Genomic DNA, 14432 nt, shown 5'->3' with positions numbered 1-14432 from the left:
CTCTCATTTATTATACCTCTTTTTTTAAATATTGACGGGTATCCTGCTTTCCATTTCGAGTTATGTTATAATTTTAATGGTGTGTGAAAGGAGTTTTTATCAAAATGGAACAAACGAATACGAAAAGAACAGCCGTCACGATCGCTGTTTTTGTGGCTACTTTTATGGCCGCGATTGAAGGGACAATTGTTAGTACGGCGATGCCTACAATTGTCAGCGCTTTACAAGGCATAGAACTCATGAACTGGATTTTCTCGATTTACTTACTTACTTCGGCCGTTACTGTCCCAATTTACGGAAAATTATCCGATCTATTTGGCCGCAAAAAAATATTTATTATCGCCACCATTATTTTCATTATTGGTTCTTCGCTTTGTGGTTTTGCGCAAACGATGGAGCAATTAATTATTTTTAGAGCGATCCAAGGAATCGGAGCTGGTGGTATTTTGCCAACAACGATGACGATTATCGCCGATGTTTACCCTTTCGAAAAACGTGCAAAAGTACTCGGCTTCATGGGTGCTGCATGGGGAATTGCTGGCGTTTTCGGACCATTGCTCGGTGGCTTTTTAGTCGATCAACTGTCATGGCATTGGATTTTCTTCATCAATGTACCTGTTGGAATCGCTACAATCATCTTGATTTCGATGTACTTGAAGGAACACCTCGTCCGAGTCAAGCTACCTATCGATTACTTAGGAACAACGCTATTCACGGTCGCGCTTTTGAGCCTATTATTCGCTTTGCAACGCGCTGGTGAGACGCTCAATTGGCTGGAACCGCTCGTCGTCGTGCTACTCATCACGTCAATTGCATTATTTATCGGTTTTTACTACGCCGAAAAACGAGCGCAAGATCCGATCATGCCGTTCGTCCTTTTTAAAAATCCGGTCGTGCTGATTGGGAACTTGATTGGCTTTCTCGTGAGCGCATTCTTGATCGGGATCAACGTCTACATCCCAATGTGGGCACAAGGTATGATGGGGCATGGCGCCATGATTGCCGGTCTGATGATTGCCCCATTATCGGTGAGTTGGATTATCGGTTCCTTTATCGGCGGACGATTGTTGATGTCCATCGGGAATCGCCACACCGTTGGGCTTGGTGTGATTATCGCGACGGTCAGCGGACTTGTTTTGGCGCTGTTTCCGAGTACGACGCCAGATCTTTACTTCTATCTTGATAGCGCCTTGATGGGCTTTGGTTTCGGGATTATCTTCACAACTACAACGGTTACCGTTCAAGATGCCGTGCGAAAAGATCAGACCGGAATCGCGACGGCTTCCAATACACTATTCCGAACTGTCGGCCAAACGATTGGTGTCGCTGTGTTCGGGACGATTTTCAACTCCGTATTGGCGAATGGTTTTCGCGACGCGACAGCTGGTGTGAATCGAGATAACTTGAATCAACTCATCAGCCCGCAGACATCAGGAAACGTGGATGCAACACTCGTCGAACCTTTGCGTGACGTTTTATACAGCGGTCTGCACATGGTATTCTGGGCCATGTTCGCGTGCTGCCTACTCAGCTACGCAATCCACTTTATTTTACCGAAAAAACATGTCTCTGGAAATTAACAAAGAAGCGAGTACCAGCGCGGAGCTTCCTTGCGTACGAGAGCACTGGAACGGAGCTTTTAACGACAAAAATGAGTGTTTGTCGACGCGCTGAAAGAAGCGAGAGCCCAGTTCCGGACTCTCGCTTCTTTCATTTATATTGATAATTTTAAGGGTGAATGCTTGGGCCTCTTGTTACGAATTAAAATCATTATTTTTCATTCTATAAACTTTCCCTTTTCCACACTATGTTTCTGCTATAAAAATGATTTTTCATACGTTTTTTGTTAAGAAATTCGTTAAAAATAGCATCAAAATTCATTTTCATCTATCTGCAAGTTTCTTACGTATCATGCTATAATGAAGCGTCGCCTATCTCCAAGCGAATATTATGTTGGAGGAGGTGAGTTTCATGTTCATACTATTCTCTACTATCATTGCGCCGATTGTGGTTGGCTGTACAGTAGTATGGTTTAAGCACACGTTAGAGGATCGGCGCCGTGGCAACAAATAGGCGACTTCTCTAGCACCATCAAAAAATCCCCTCGTTGCGGACCAACGAGGGGATTTTGGTGAGCTCACGCCCATACTATTTTCTAAATTCATTATATCATCTTAATCTCAATTCGTAAACCATAAGCTTTCCCAAATCAATATAGGAAATCCTATTTCACTTTATAAATCCAACCTTCAGGAGCTTCAATATCTCCAAACTGAATGCCACAAAGTTCGTCATATAATTTCTTCGTTACAGGTCCAACTTCTGTTTCACTATGAAACACGTGGAAATCGTCCCCGTTTTGAATGCCACCAATTGGAGAAATAACAGCCGCCGTCCCACATGCCCCAGCTTCTGTAAATTCATCTAGCTTATCAATATACACATCGCCTTCTTCCGCTTTCAAGCCTAAACGATTCTCCGCTAAATAAAGCAATGAGTATTTCGTGATACTTGGCAAAATAGATGGCGAGAACGGTGTTACAAAGCGATTATCTTTCGTAATACCAAAGAAATTCGCCGCGCCTACTTCCTCAATTTTTGTATGTGTCGCAGGATCTAAATAGATGCAATCGCTGAACTTGCGGTCTTTTGCAATTTGTCCAGGATACAAACTAGCCGCGTAATTCCCACCAACTTTTGATGCGCCTGTACCATTCGGTGCTGCGCGATCATACTCCGAAATAACGAAATTCGTCGGGTTCAGACCACCTTTAAAATAAGGTCCAACTGGGCAACAAAATACGGAAAACATAAATTTAGGAGCTGTGCGAACGCCCAAATTATCACCAATTCCAATCAAATATGGACGAAGATACATCGTTCCACCAGAACCATACGGCGGCATGTAGTCTTCATTTGCTGCGACCACTTGTTTACACGCATCAATAAAGCGATCTGCTGGAAATTCTGGCATCAATAACCGATCACAACTATTTTTCATTCGTTTAGCATTCTCATCTGGACGGAATAAATTGATCGAACCATCTTTACAACGGTAAGCTTTCAATCCTTCAAAACATTGTTGTCCGTAGTGAATCGCGGTGGAGCCCTCTGCGATATGAACGACATTATCCTCGGTTAACGTCCCTTCATCCCACTTGCCATCTTCCCAAATAGAAACATAGCGCAAATCAGTTTTAATATATTCAAAACCTAGCGTGCTCCAATCAATATCCTTACTACTCATGCGATTCCCACCCTTTTTCTTCTATTATTTGATCTGTCCATTATATCATAACTCCCCGCGATTTGAAAAAAGACACGCAATCTTTTGAAAAAAAACTGATTATTTAAGCAAAAGTCTCCTCATGTCTTTCTTTTTGTGGTAGAATGTTATTACATTATAAAAAGTATCTTATTCACGGGTTATTATCTAAAAATTCAGACACTGATTAAAGAAAGGGGATTATACACATGACACATGCAAAAATGTTGGAAGAGAAGATTTGGAGTACTGTTTTGAACGAGGAATTGGACTTATTAATTTATTTACCACCAACGTTTTCCCCCCTTTCGAAATATCCTTTTTTCTTGGTACAGGACGGAAAAGATTATTTTCAATTTGGTAAACTAGCGCGCTTTTCCGATGAACTGTCAGATGATAAAATGATTCAAGAAGCAATTTTTGTTGGGATTCCGTATAAAACCGTGGAGGATCGGCGGGCCAAGTACCATCCAGATGGTGCGCAAAATGAAGCTTATATTCGTTTTTTAGCGCATGAACTCGTTCCTTATATCGAGGCGAATTTCCCGACATATCACATGGGAGCAAGTCGTTTCTTGATGGGCGATTCGCTTGGTGCAAGTGTTTCCTTGAAGGCGGCACTAAAATATCCGCACACATTTGGCAACGCAATTTTGCATTCCCCGCTCGTTAATGATGAGTTGATGGACCTTGCGAAAAAAGCAAACCCAGCGCTTGTTAAAATTTTCCACGTTATTGGTAATGAAGAAACAGCGGTAGAAACGACGGATAATGACGTGGCGAATTTTTTAGAGCCTAATCTGGCGCTTCACAGCATTCTACAAACGCGCGGATTTGATTATTATTTCCAAGAATTCGAAGGAAAACATCGCTGGAAATACTGGCAACCTTTTGTCAAAGAAGCGTTGCAATTCATGCTAGATAAAGAGCAATTTGAAACAGAAGATATGAGTGTTTAAGGAGGAATAGGAACGATGGTAGTCAAGAAAGTAACAGATAAAAATGGGAAACAAGATGCGTTTGATATTCGTAATGAGGTTTTTGTTCTAGAACAGAAAGTAGCGCCAGAACTCGAATGGGATGAATTTGATGCGCTCGATTCCACCGTTATGTTCGTTGATTATGACGAAGATGGGACAGCGCTTGCCACAGGTCGATTCCGCGCTTTACCTGCATACGGGAAAGTAGAACGGATCTGTGCTCGCAAAATTGCTCGTAAAAAAGGAAGCGGTCGCCGTATTATAGAAGCAATCGAACAAGAAGCGCGCGATCAAAATGTGACCTTGCTAAAACTCGGCGCACAAACAACGGCGATCCCCTTCTACGAAAAACTAGGCTATGAAGTATGTTCTGATATTTTTCTAGACGCTGGTATTGAGCATAAGGATATGGAGAAACAATTGAATTAACAGACAAAAAAAGATTCCGAAAAGGTTTCTTTTTTTTGAGCAAAATAGTTGAAAGTCAGAATAGGTCAGACTATAATATAATCGTAAGGTCAAATAAAGTCAAAGTCAGACCTGATCTCAAAATTATGGGAGGTTATATTATGAAATGTCAAAATTGCAATCAAAATGAAGCTACAATTCAACTATATATGAACATGAATGGTCAGAAAATGGAGATGCCACTTTGCGCGGATTGTTATGCCCAACTAAGAGCATCATCAGGTGGAAGTCGTGCACAAAACGGTTTCTACCCACCAATGGATGATTTCTTCGCAAGTATCGCTGGTGGACAACAACCAAGCGCGCAACCAGAAAAAAGATCCGCTGTTAAAACACAGACAGCTGGTGGTGGACGTGGTGGTTTGCTAGATGAATATGGTACAAATCTGACTGCCATGGCTCGTAACGACAAACTCGATCCAGTTATCGGTCGTGACGAAGAAATTCAGCGCGTGATCGAAATTTTAAATCGTCGGAATAAAAATAATCCTGTTCTTATCGGTGAACCAGGTGTTGGTAAAACAGCGGTTGTCGAAGGATTAGCAAATGCGATCGTCGCTGGAAAAGTTCCTGCAAAACTACAAAACAAAGAAGTTATTTTGCTCGACGTTGCTGCTCTCGTTTCTAACACAGGAATTCGTGGTCAATTTGAAGAACGTATGAAACAGCTTATTACAGAACTGCAAGCCGATGAAAATACGATTTTATTTATCGATGAAGTGCATACAATCGTTGGTGCTGGCTCTGCGGAAGGTTCCATGGATGCTGGAAATATTCTAAAACCGGCGCTGGCTCGTGGCGAACTTCAAATGATCGGTGCGACAACATTAAAAGAATATCGCAAAATCGAGAAAGATGCGGCGCTTGAACGTCGTTTCCAACCGGTGATTGTCGATGAGCCAACCATTGATGAAACGCTCACTATTTTAAAAGGTTTACAGCCAAAATATGAGGACTTCCATCACGTTCATTATGCGGATGATGCGATGGAAGCAGCAGTGAAACTGAGCGATCGCTACATTCAAGATCGTCATTTGCCAGATAAAGCGATTGATTTGATGGACGAAATCGGTTCGAAATACAATTTAACGTTAGAACACGTCGATCCAAATACAATCAATGAACGCATTATCAAACTTGAAGAACAAAAAGATACCGCGCTTCGCAATGAAAATTATGAGGAAGCTGCTTCGGTTCGAGATGAAATCACAAAATTAAAAGCACTCAAAACAGATGGTAGTCCTTCTGAGAAACCAACGATTCATGCAGCAGATATCCAAGGCATGATCGAAGAAAAAACAGGTATCCCAGTCGGTCGTTTGCAAGCTGACGAACAATCTAAAATGAAAAACTTAGAAGCAAATCTAAAAGCCAAAGTCATCGGTCAAGAAGAGGCTGTGACTAAAGTTGCCAAAGCGATTCGCCGTAGCCGTGTTGGTTTGAAACAAAAAGACCGTCCCATCGGTTCCTTCCTATTCGTTGGCCCAACCGGTGTTGGTAAAACAGAACTTGGTCGGACACTTGCTGCTGAAATGTTCGGTTCTGAGGACGCGATGATTCGTCTAGATATGAGTGAATACATGGAAAAACACAGCGTTTCCAAACTAATCGGTTCCCCTCCTGGTTACGTTGGACATGAAGAAGCAGGCCAATTAACTGAAAAAGTGCGTCGTAATCCGTACAGCATTATTTTGCTCGATGAAATGGAAAAAGCGCACCCAGATGTGCAGCACATGTTCCTGCAAATTTTAGAGGATGGCCGTCTAACTGATAGTCAAGGTCGTACGGTGAGCTTCAAAGATACCGTAATTATTATGACGAGTAACGCTGGCGCAACATTGTCCGAAGCATCAGTCGGATTCGCGACAACAGCTGCCGAAGCCGTGAAAAAAGAGTCCGAAATCCTCGATAAACTCGGCGATTTCTTCAAACCTGAGTTTTTAAACCGTTTGGACGCGATCGTTTCGTTCCAAAGCCTAGATAAAGAACATCTTCTTGTTATCGTTGACTTGATGCTTGCAGATTTGAACGAAATGCTAGCACCTCAAGAAATCAATTTAACAGTAGAAACAGCCGTGAAGGAAAAACTTGCCGATATCGGTTATGATCCTAATTTTGGAGCAAGACCATTACGCAGAACGATTCAAACGCAGTTAGAAGATGCGATTGCCGACTTCATGATTGAACGGCCAGAAGCAAAAACGCTCATTGCCGTTCTAGAAAATGACACTATTTCTGTCCAAGCCAAAGCATAACAAAAAGCGCCTTGAAATTTTTTTCAGGGCGCTTTTTTCTGTTGACGTTTCTTAAAATAGAAAACAATTAATAACACGATTCCAATTTATTTGGGTAAGAACTGCATTCTGCTTTACACAAACCGAGCGAAAGCGTTTGTATTCAGGGGATTTGGTGGAAGCTGGAAGCGGAGTGTACGACTGTACATGATGACTGAAAACAGGGAGGGAGTTGTATCCCCGACCATGTGAGAAGTTAAGCGAAACTGCTCTTGTGCAGCAGAACCGGAAGTCCGCCAAATCCCCTGAATGCGAGCGCTTGCCGCCGATTTATCTAGCTTATGCTCTATTCGTTTTTAGAATCCGATAATGTGATAGCCACTATCCACATGAATCATTTCGCCAGTTACGCCGCGAGATAAACCACTAAATAAGAATAGTGCTGCGTCGCCAACTTCTTCGGCTTGTGTCGCGCGTTTTAATGGTGCTTTTTCTTCCACAACAGCAAGCGACTCACTGAAGCTTCCTACGCCACGTGCAGAAACGGTGCGGATTGGGCCAGCCGAAATCGCGTTGACACGAACGCCGTGCTTCCCTAAATCCATCGCCATGTATTTCACGCTTGCGTCCAGTGCCGCTTTAGCAACACCCATGATATTGTAATTTTTCACGACGCGTTCGCCGCCAAGGTATGTCAATGTGACAAGGCTAGCATCATCCGTTAACATTTCTAAATGCTTCGCCGTACGTGCAATCGCTGTGAACGAATACGCGCTAACTTCATGTGCTTGCAAGAAGCTTTCACGATTCACTTCCAAATAATCGCCCGCCAAAAAGTCCTTGTTCGCAAATGCGATACAATGTGCGATTCCAGCGATTTTGCCGACTTTCGCTTTAATCGTTTCAAAAGCAGTGACAATCGCCTCTTCATTATTCACGTCACACTCGATAACAAGCGGATTTTGGTTATTCTCATTCAACGAGCCCACAAGTTCGTCAATACTGCGCTTCGAACGTTCATCTGCATATGTAAAAATCAGATTCGCCCCAGCTTCATTTAGCGAACGAGCAATTGCCCATGCAATACTTCTTTTATTCGCTACGCCCATCACGACATAGTTTTTTCCCTCTACTGATAAATTCATCTGTTTTATTTCCCCTTTCAAATTACACGCTAATTCTCATTTTACACGAATATTTCTTATTTTAAAACCGTTATTATTTATTTTGATCTAAAATTTCTGCCAAATCCCCCGCCAGTTCACTATCCCAAGCCATTTTTTCCTCCGTAAAAGGATGAATCAACTCCAAATGACAAGAATGCAGTGCGTGGCGTCCAAGTAATTCCGTGGGTCCGCCATACATACTGTCCCCAATAAGTGGATGGCCAACATGCGCAAAATGAACACGAATTTGATGTGTACGCCCCGTTTCCAACTGAATTTTCACATGGTCAAATGTCGGATAGCTCGCCAAAACCTGATAATTCGTTTTCGCATATTTCCCGTCCGCTACAACCGCGCGTTCAATTAAACTATCCGGATTCCGCCCAATCGGCGCGATAATACTACCCGAGCGCATTCCCATATTTCCCGACACAAGCGCCTGATACTTACGCGTCACGTACCCAGTCTGATGGAGCGTACTAAGCCGGCCGTGCGCATACCGCGTCTTTGCGATCAGCATCAAGCCCGACGTTTCCTTATCGAGCCGCGTCACAATATGAATCGCCGAATCAATATTATTCCGCAAATAATGCCCCTTCAAATGGTTCGCGACCGAACCGCTTGGATGGTACTGCGACGGAATACTCGTCATCCCCGCTGGCTTGTCCAACACCAAAATAAAATCATCCTCAAATACAATCGGCAGTTCGCCATATTCCGCCAACAACCGCTCATTTTCCTGCTCCTTAGGAAAAGTAATCCGAACATGATCCCCCGTTTTCACACGATAAAGCACATTCTCCTCTTTCCCATTAACCTCAATCTTACCGTCCTCCGAAAATTTCACCGAAGTAAGCAACAATTTCGAAACAAATTTTCCTCGTAAAAAAGTACGCAGCATCAAATTTTCCTCATCCACCGCGACATTCCATTCTAAATACATACCTATACCTCACAAATTTCTGCTCTAATGTCTTATGTTTTAATACCGACTGGGTAAACTCTATATTCTGCCGCCGATTTACTCCACATATAACCTATTCTTCAATGAAAGAATCATGAACTCTTTTCCAAAACGGAAAAGGTCTAAAACGCGCAAACATCACTTTCTGCTGTGCCACATCATACCTGATTTCATGCACATCCCGATGCAAAATACTTAAATGATCCATCGAAACTTGAAAATCCTTATCATTCACTGGCTTTAACGTCACAGAATGATGTTTCGGCAAAATGAGCGGCGAACCCACCGTCCGATACACCCGATTATTAATCGATGCCATCTCCGTCAACTGCATCGCCTCAATCGAGGGATGCATCAACGCACCGCCAAGCGCTTTATTATACGCCGTTGTACCAGAAGGCGTTGACATACAGAGACCATCCCCACGAAACCGCTCAAAGTGGGATTCATTAATCGACACATCCACAACGAACGGCCCACCCGAACTTTTGACCGTAGATTCGTTTAGCGCTAAATAAATTTTCTCTTTATTACCGCCATATTTAATCGTCGTTTTTAAAAGCGGATAGGCTGCTGTATCGTATTTCCCTTCAACAATCGCAAAAACTAGTTTCTCGGCTTCTGCTGGTCGCCAATCTGCGTAAAATCCTAAATGACCCGTGTGGATTCCGACGAAAGTAACCTTGTCTAAACGGTGTTGGTACTCGTGAAAAGCGGCAAGCAAAGTGCCGTCTCCGCCAATTGTAATGACAATCTCAGGCTCAGCTTCATCATATGACATATCAAAATCCTCGAAATAACCAATTATTTTGAGTCGTAATAAGTCGGATTTTTCATCACCTCTAGAAGTGACTGCATACTTCATTGATACTTCTCCCCTATCTTCTGTGCAACAAATGATTGACATACTAGGCTAGTTTTTTGGCAATGTATGATGGCTCGCATTTTTGTCTTTTGGCACTTCTTTATTTTTTGTGAAATACACTTGCGCTTCTTGTACTTCTTCACGAATCTCGCTCATTTCTTCATCCAGCCGGAAAGCCGCTTCAGCAGCACGTTTTAGCCGTACATTGATATCCTCTGGAAATTCGCCTTGATATTTATAATTGAGTGAATGTTCAATCGTCGCCCAAAAATTCATCGCCAATGTTCGGATTTGAATCTCGGCTAAGATTTTTTTCTCACCCTGCACCGTCTCAACAGGATACTCAATCACAACATGGTAGGAACGGTAACCACTTGGTTTTTTATTGGTAATATAATCGCGCTCTTCCACAATTCGAAAATCATTGCGTTGGCGCAGTAATGATACAACGACGCTAATATCATCTACAAACTGGCACATCATGCGAAGTCCAGCGATATCTTGCATTTCCTCAACTAACCTATCAAGCGGAATGTCCTTCTTGTTCGCCTTATCCAAAATACTGGAAACCGGCTTCACGCGGCCTGTCACGAACTCAATCGGCGAATGGTTATTTGCCAGTTGGAATTGTGAACGCATCCCTTTTAATTTAATTTTCAGTTCTTCCACTGCTTGTTTATATGGCGCTAAAAAATCTTCCCAATGATTCAAAACACTCACCTCATATGTCGATTTTCATTATGTGATAAACTTGCTCGCCTTCTATTTTAGCATATTTACGCGCCTTTCTCTCCTATTAACATCTGGCTTTTTTGATTTCATTTATTCTGGCAACTTGTGTTAAAATGAATGAATACACAATCCAAGGAGGAGAACGAAGATGAAAACACCAGAAATACTTGCTTTACTTGAAAGCGGACAGTATCAAAATGCCAAAGACAGCGCTGAAAAAGCTTTACTATCAGAACCCGACAACGCACTCCTAAACTATTATGCCGCCTGGAGTTGCGACGGTTTGAGTATTGAGAACGACGCCATTCCTTACTATGAAAAAGCGCTCGAACTCGGCCTTCCAAAAACAGATTTAGCGGATGCCTATATCGGTCTTGGTAGTACCTATCGCGCTATCGGGAACTACGAAAAAGCAGGCGAAACGTTCCAAAAAGCACTTGCCGCCTTCCCAGAAAATCAAGCACTTGCTGTTTTTGCGAGTATGGCGCTTTACAATGATAGAAACTACAAGGAAGCGATGCAACTTGCGATCAAGATTATTGGTGAAACATCAAACGACCCGAATATTATCGCCTACAAAAAAGCTATTCTCAATTACTCCGAAGATTTAGATGCCGTTTGGGATTAAAAAATAAAAGGAGCGCGTACAAACATGAGTAAAGATTTAGAAATCGAATTTAAAAATATGCTAACGGAAGAAGAATATACGACATTAATCGAAGAATTCCGTTTGAAAGAGGACGATTTTTTTACACAGACAAACTATTATTTGGATACCGCAGATTTCCAATTAAAGGATAAACTCGCCGCACTTCGCATCCGAAAACGTGAACTATATTATGAACTCACTTTGAAGACGCCAGAACAAGTGGGGCTACTCGAAACGACACAAATTTTAGTAGAAGAACAAGTGACAGCGATTTTAGATGGTGCGAATATTCCCGTTGGACAGGTTCGTGATTTGCTGCAAACGCTTGGTGTTGACCATCAAGACCTGATTATGTTCGGCTCTTTGACAACAACACGTGCTGAAAAAGACTATAAAAATGGATTACTCGTTTTCGATAAAAGTTTTTATAGCGATACGCATGATTTTGAATTAGAGTACGAAGTTCCTGATTTTGATAAAGGAAAAGTGATTTTTGAACAGTTTTTAGAAGAAAGAGACATTCCAAAGCGTCCAACGATGAACAAAATATTACGTTTTTATGAAGCTGTTTATAAATAATTGCCTATCCATTACTATCACTTGATGTTAGCGCGATCTTTTTCTGATAAAACAGCACGCTTATATAATAAATGTTACGGTTCCGTCAAATTTGGGTAAAGAAGTTTCGTTTTTTTGATTGCAATCATTTGTTAATTCAACCTGTGACTGCTAAAATATAGTTATGGTAGTATGAATGATGTCATGACAGAGCGCATACGCAACTTCTTTAGAAAATAGATACATTCGCATATTCTTTGTCTAATCAAGAGAGATTAGAATCTGAAAAACAGGTGATAGCAATGATAAACCAAAATTTATATCTTCAATCGGTCTGTAATAGCAAGCCTATTGAGATTTATCTATTTTTTGACCCGGCTTGTACGGATTGTTGGAATATGGAGCATACAATTCGGCGGTTGCAAATGGAATATGGCAGCTATTTTAAGTTGCGCTATGTTCTGCATAACAACCTGCAAACGGTGATAAATAGACAGAAGCGAAATGCATGCACAATACCTCAACCCGAAATGGCGCATATGTCGTACATTTCCTGTTTAGCTGTGAAAGCGGCGGAACTCCAAGGGAAGAAACAGGGTATTGATTTCTTGCGTAAACTTCAAGAATCTCACTTTATCGATGGCAAAGATATTTCGGAAGCGGAAATTCTCTATGAAACCGCACGCGTAGTAGGTCTTGATCTGATTGAGTTCAAAACTGATCTCCAATCTAACCTTGCAAAACGAGCTTATATTGGCGATCAAAAAGTAGCACACGAAATGGAAATTGTAGAAAACCCAACTGTTGTCTTTTTCAATCGAAATATTGAAGATGAAGGCTTAAAAATTAGTGGGCTACACCGTTATGATGTCTACGTTCATATTCTTTCTGAATTGTTAAATCACTTTCCAGAACCTAAGAAAACACCAACACTCGAAGAATACATGGAAGAAGTTCAGATTTCAACAACCAAAGAAATCGCAAATATGTACGCTTTGCCTGAAAAGCAAGTAGAACGGCAAATGAAGAAGTGGCGATTGCAGCAAAAAGTCACGCTTGTTGATTCTAAAGACGGTCAAGCACTGTGGAAATACAATAAAGAAGCTTAATTAAAATAAGTAGAAGCAATTTTGGCATGTCGATGTTGAGATTGCTTTTTTTATTGGCTCTTTGTCAATTGTTGGGGTGAAATATCGAGGTACAAGCTAGGGAAATAGTGGCTTGTACCTCTTTTTAGCCTACAGAAATGTCAAAATTTTTGATAAAGTGCTGGGCAAGTATTTTGGCGCGGAACCGTGAAAAGTTTTGATAGCCATAAGAAGTACGCTTGATGACCTTGGTTCGGTTGTTAATTCCTTCTACGAAACCATTGGACAGATGTGGGTAAATGAAGGCATTGATGATTTCTGTTTCCCAGCGTCGGAAAGTACCGATAGCTTTTATGAATTCTGGAAGCTGTTTGTCTTGTACGAGTTGATAGAAATCGTGTAAGGATTGACGAACGTCGCGGCGTTCTTGTGCTTTATTGGCATCAAACCAAGCCTGATAGGCTTCCTTGATGGTGTAGGCGGTTTGTAGATCAGGGTGCAAGCTTAAGTAACGGCGAATGATGCTTTTTTGCGCTGTATCCAGCTTATGAGATCGCTTGAAAAGGAGTTTTTGTATCCGTTTCCCGTGTTTTCGATCTTTTTCTGAAAAACGCTGTTGGACACGAACGCGGACTTTATTCAGCGCCCAATAGATGTAGCGAGAGAAGTGGAAAGAATCGGCAATAATAACTGGTTTGTCAAGAGCTTGTTGCACAGCGTTTTTGAAGGTCGAGCTCAAATCCATGATAACCATCTCTACCTGATGCCCGCGTTCTCTTAAATAACGTTGAATGGTTTTGGGGCGACGAGTCATGGGGTCAGCGATAATGAGTTGGAATTTGCCTTTGTCGGTATCTCCCTTGAACTCATCGATAGCGATGACTTTAGGAAGAGCGACGGGAGGCGTGGAAAAGGCTTCTGTACGCGCGTCGAATAGGCGCATAATTTTAGGTGCGGTGGTTCCAAACGTTCTGGCAGTATAGGTAAAGGAGGGGGCAGAGATACTATGGAAAAGGGCTGCTTGATGCCAAGATGTCGAAAAACGCTGATAGCGTGCCACAAGTCCTTGATTTTTTTCATCAAATGATTTTCCGCAGGAACAAGCATATCTGCGTTTTCGATAGTGCACATAGACACGTTTTTCTGCGACTTTTAGATGTTGGAAAGTGTGCGTACGATAGTCTTTAATGCGATCTGTCCGTGTTTTACAAGAGGGGCAGGCATGTTTTTTTCGTTTTAGTTGGATATGAATGTGGCAGATATGATTTTCAATCGAATAATCAAGAAGTTGGATGTTTTTATTTTCTAAACCGATGAGTTGTATGATAAAATGGTCTGGCATGGTAATATCGCTCCTTTGGATTGGGTTTCGTCACTTTTATCTTAAAGGATTTTGATATTACTGTGTATTTTTTTGTCTTGAAATGAGAACAAAAAAATGCGGAGGTAGATTATTTTCTACC

General features: G+C 41.8%; 14 protein-coding genes. 8 read left to right on the top strand and 6 right to left on the bottom strand.

Going from position 1 to position 14432, the window contains the following annotated elements:
- The first annotated feature begins 104 nt into the window (after positions 1-104).
- Both UE46_RS05650 and UE46_RS05645 read left to right on the top strand, forming a co-directional pair.
- Positions 105-1580 carry an LM6179_1298 family efflux MFS transporter gene (locus tag UE46_RS05650; RefSeq protein WP_036061074.1) on the top strand — a complete coding sequence of 492 codons (1476 nt, stop codon included), beginning with the start codon at positions 105-107 and terminating at the stop codon, positions 1578-1580.
- A gap of 391 nt (positions 1581-1971) precedes the next feature.
- Complete coding sequence (locus tag UE46_RS05645) at positions 1972-2073, top strand: type I toxin-antitoxin system Fst family toxin (RefSeq protein ID WP_118907467.1); 102 nt, start codon at positions 1972-1974, stop codon at positions 2071-2073.
- 151 nt (positions 2074-2224) lie between these two features.
- Here the strand turns inward: UE46_RS05645 and UE46_RS05640 are convergent, their stop codons facing one another.
- Positions 2225-3247 carry a branched-chain amino acid aminotransferase gene (locus tag UE46_RS05640; RefSeq protein WP_036061071.1) on the bottom strand — a complete coding sequence of 341 codons (1023 nt, stop codon included), beginning with the start codon at positions 3245-3247 and terminating at the stop codon, positions 2225-2227.
- Between the two features lie 227 nt (positions 3248-3474).
- Between UE46_RS05640 and UE46_RS05635 the strand changes: the two genes are divergently transcribed.
- From UE46_RS05635 to UE46_RS05625, 3 genes are all read left to right on the top strand, one after another.
- Positions 3475-4224 (top strand): alpha/beta hydrolase, encoded by a 750-nt coding sequence (locus tag UE46_RS05635; RefSeq protein WP_036061070.1) that lies wholly within the window; start codon positions 3475-3477, stop codon positions 4222-4224.
- Between the two features lie 15 nt (positions 4225-4239).
- Complete coding sequence (locus UE46_RS05630; RefSeq protein WP_036061068.1) at positions 4240-4674, top strand: GNAT family N-acetyltransferase; 435 nt, start codon at positions 4240-4242, stop codon at positions 4672-4674.
- Between the two features lie 140 nt (positions 4675-4814).
- A complete protein-coding gene (locus UE46_RS05625; protein ID WP_036061067.1) occupies positions 4815-6968 on the top strand; it encodes an ATP-dependent Clp protease ATP-binding subunit in 2154 nt (717 codons plus the stop codon).
- A gap of 335 nt (positions 6969-7303) precedes the next feature.
- Here UE46_RS05625 and fabI read toward each other — a convergent pair whose 3' ends face one another.
- From fabI to yjbM, 4 genes are all read right to left on the bottom strand, one after another.
- A complete protein-coding gene (gene fabI, locus UE46_RS05620) occupies positions 7304-8092 on the bottom strand; it encodes an enoyl-ACP reductase FabI (protein ID WP_036062960.1) in 789 nt (262 codons plus the stop codon).
- A 73-nt stretch (positions 8093-8165) separates the two neighbouring features.
- Positions 8166-9056: an RluA family pseudouridine synthase gene (locus tag UE46_RS05615; protein ID WP_036062958.1), complete on the bottom strand. Its 891-nt coding sequence runs from the start codon at positions 9054-9056 to the stop codon at positions 8166-8168.
- 94 nt (positions 9057-9150) lie between these two features.
- Positions 9151-9942, bottom strand: a complete 792-nt coding sequence (locus tag UE46_RS05610) for an NAD kinase (protein WP_036062956.1) — start codon at positions 9940-9942, stop codon at positions 9151-9153.
- Positions 9943-9990: 48 nt separating this feature from the next.
- The gene (gene yjbM, locus UE46_RS05605; protein ID WP_036062954.1) at positions 9991-10653 is read right to left on the bottom strand and encodes a GTP diphosphokinase; all 663 of its coding nucleotides are present in this window, start codon (positions 10651-10653) and stop codon (positions 9991-9993) included.
- A gap of 169 nt (positions 10654-10822) precedes the next feature.
- Here yjbM and UE46_RS05600 point away from each other — a divergent pair, with 169 nt between their 5' ends.
- From UE46_RS05600 to yjbH, 3 genes are all read left to right on the top strand, one after another.
- Positions 10823-11302, top strand: a complete 480-nt coding sequence (locus UE46_RS05600; RefSeq protein ID WP_036062952.1) for a tetratricopeptide repeat protein — start codon at positions 10823-10825, stop codon at positions 11300-11302.
- 24 nt (positions 11303-11326) lie between these two features.
- A complete protein-coding gene (locus tag UE46_RS05595) occupies positions 11327-11902 on the top strand; it encodes a CYTH domain-containing protein (RefSeq protein WP_118907466.1) in 576 nt (191 codons plus the stop codon).
- Positions 11903-12183: 281 nt separating this feature from the next.
- On the top strand, positions 12184-12990 hold the full coding sequence (gene yjbH / locus UE46_RS05590) for a protease adaptor protein YjbH (RefSeq protein ID WP_036062950.1): 807 nt from the start codon (positions 12184-12186) through the stop codon (positions 12988-12990).
- 124 nt (positions 12991-13114) lie between these two features.
- Here the strand turns inward: yjbH and UE46_RS05585 are convergent, their stop codons facing one another.
- Positions 13115-14311, bottom strand: a complete 1197-nt coding sequence (locus tag UE46_RS05585; protein ID WP_118907465.1) for an ISL3 family transposase — start codon at positions 14309-14311, stop codon at positions 13115-13117.
- Between the last annotated feature and the right edge of the window lie 121 nt (positions 14312-14432).

Source organism: Listeria weihenstephanensis, assembly GCF_003534205.1.
Classification (GTDB): domain Bacteria; phylum Bacillota; class Bacilli; order Lactobacillales; family Listeriaceae; genus Listeria_A; species Listeria_A weihenstephanensis.
This window is presented reverse-complemented; position numbering and strand designations above follow the sequence as displayed.